General features: G+C 52.8%; 3 protein-coding genes and 1 pseudogene. All 4 read left to right on the forward strand.

Going from position 1 to position 2,473, the window contains the following annotated elements:
* Nucleotides 1–311, forward strand: a pseudogene (locus AC2VLY_RS03205) (hypothetical protein); the annotation flags it as partial.
* Nucleotides 312–477: 166 nt separating this feature from the next.
* Entirely contained in the window at nt 478–1,728 is a 1,251-nt protein-coding gene (locus AC2VLY_RS03210; protein ID WP_486921761.1) for a carbohydrate porin, read from the forward strand.
* 27 nt (nt 1,729–1,755) lie between these two features.
* Nucleotides 1,756–2,019 carry a FeoA family protein gene (locus AC2VLY_RS03215; protein WP_227485373.1) on the forward strand — a complete coding sequence of 88 codons (264 nt, stop codon included), beginning with the start codon at nt 1,756–1,758 and terminating at the stop codon, nt 2,017–2,019.
* A partial coding sequence (locus AC2VLY_RS03220) for a FeoB small GTPase domain-containing protein (protein WP_486921762.1) occupies nt 2,016–2,473 on the forward strand: 458 nt, incomplete at its 3' end. The genes AC2VLY_RS03215 and AC2VLY_RS03220, both read left to right, overlap by 4 nt.

The raw sequence follows: 2,473 nt of genomic DNA on the forward strand, positions 1-2,473 counted from the left end.
TTCCCGTGGGCTTTCTGGAACCTTCCAGTACCGGCAAAGCTGCCGCGATTCTGGAGGCGAAAAACCCACTGAAGGCCCTATGGGAAAATGAAAAAGGATTTACGGAAAAAGGTCATGATGGTGCCATCCGGGAAATTCTGCCCAGTACGGCAACTGAAAAAGCACTGAAAAACAACCTGAGCATACTCGAAGCCACCGGCCAGAAAACTGTCCCTACCATGCTTTACATGGATAGCCACAATCAGCCACAAATTGTCTGGCAGGTTCTGGATGCTAAAAATCTCGCCCAGACCCTAAAGGGACTTCACTAGCCCAATCTGGAGCCGATTCCGGGCCGGGAAGCTTTGCCGCGACTTTGGCCCGGCATCGGCTCCAGCCTCCCGCAAAAAAATAATCCGAAAATATTGACATTGCCAACAGTCTCTATAATATTAAGAATCATTATCGTTAACATTCTAATAACGGAGCGTATCTGCAATGTCTCGCCTGACTTTTTCCGTGGCGACTGCACTTTGTGCGGCGTCTTTTCTGGGCTGTCCTGCAATCGGTTGCGCTGATGCTGCTGACAGCAACCCGGAATCCTCCATACCCAACACCCCCGGACTTTCTGCCAAGTACTTACCTGCTTATACCCACATCGGCAACGGGCTATCCTGGGCAGGACATCTGGACAGCGAGATTTTTTCCAATTTTTCGGGAGGAATCAAGCAGGGCAGTGAAGGCAATATTGTCGGACAAATCGGGGCTGAATATGACACCGACAAAGCCGGGCTCTGGAAGGGAGGCAAATTCACCCTCTCCCTGATGGGCATTTACAGTAGTGGCATTCAGCAAAACTATAGTGGTGACATTCAGACTGCCAGTAATATCTGGGCGCCCAATGCCGTCCGTTTTTACGATGCCGCCTATCGGCAACGCTGGAATGACTGGCTCAACACCCGGGTCGGTTATATGGACGTCAACTATTATTTTGATGTTGCCGCCAATGCCCTGCAATTGATCAACAGCTCTTTTGGCATGTCGCCCACCATCACGGTCAATGTTCCTGGTACTGCTACCTATCCCTATTCTGGTCTCGGCCTGCTGGTCAGCACACACACGCAAAATGTGAGTAACAAATTAGCGATTTTTCAGGGTGACCCACAGCATCAGACCTCTGCTTTTGAACGAGGCTACATGGCTCTGTGGGAAGGCGCTCTGCACTGGGGTCACAAAGCCGACGAAGATATGGAGGACAATACCGATGAATATGGCCAATATGAAATAAAAATCGGTGCCTGGCGCTACCAGCAGGCCAACCCCGAACTTTATGGCTTATCACCCAGCACGGCCGGTGCCTATGGCATCGTCGAAGGAAACTGGACACTGCCGGATGAACGTCAGCTTGGCGCATTCCTGCAGGCCGGGGCAGCGCCGCAAAACTTCAATCCCGTCCCCTGGTACCTGGGCGTGGGCTTGCGGCTCGGGCATCCCTTAGCAGACCGCCCGGACGACAGCATTTCCATTGGTATGGCCAGAGCCTGGCTACGCCCTGAGGCCGTCGCTGCGGGGCTGGATGTGGAACCAGCCAGCATCCATCCCGCTGAAACCAGCTATGAACTCACTTATCTGGCAAAAGTAACAGAGCACATCAATATTCAGCCGGATTTGCAATACATCCAGCATCCTTCCGGTTATTACCCGGATGCTCTGGTCGGTATTTTGCGTCTGCACCTCGAATTTTTTTGAATATTGAATCAGGAAGCCTATTCATCCATGAACATGCACAATCTCACTCCTGAAAACCCTTCACGCAGTCTGGATCAGTTACCCGGCGCTGCCTCCGCGCGCATTGACCGAATTGCTGGTGATCGGACTATGCAGCAACGTCTGCAGATGCTGGGTATTCGTCCGGGAGTCGCACTACAAATTGTCCACGGCCCCAACAAACGTGGGGTAGTCATTCAAATCAACGGGGCGCGTTTTGCCATCGGCAACAGCATGGTTCAGAAAATATGGGTTACGGAGCTATCCGCATGAGTGCTTGTCATGAAAGTCAGGGAAAAGCAGCCCCAGTCCTGTCCGAACACAGCATTGTTCTTGCGGGTAATCCCAACTGTGGCAAGACCACGGTGTTCAACCTGCTCACCGGTGCCCACCAGCAGGTCGGCAACTGGCCGGGAGTCACGGTAGAAAAACGCAGCGGCAGCCTGCAGCTTGCCAAGAAGAAAGTTTCGGTTATCGATCTTCCCGGCGTTTACAGCCTGATGGGTGGCGGCGGAGAGGATCAACGGGTCGCTCGGGATTTTCTGCTGGATACCCCGGTAAACCTGATTGTCAACATTGTTGATGCTTCCAATCTGGAACGCCATCTCGCCTTGACCGCCGAATTGCTGGAAACCGGCCACCCCATGCTGCTCATCATGAACATGACGGACGAGGCAGAAGCCAGAGGCTGGAAGTTACGTTGTGCCGAGCTGGAAAATGCTTTGGG

It is taken from the genome of Acidithiobacillus sp. TH-A36, from assembly GCF_057473445.1.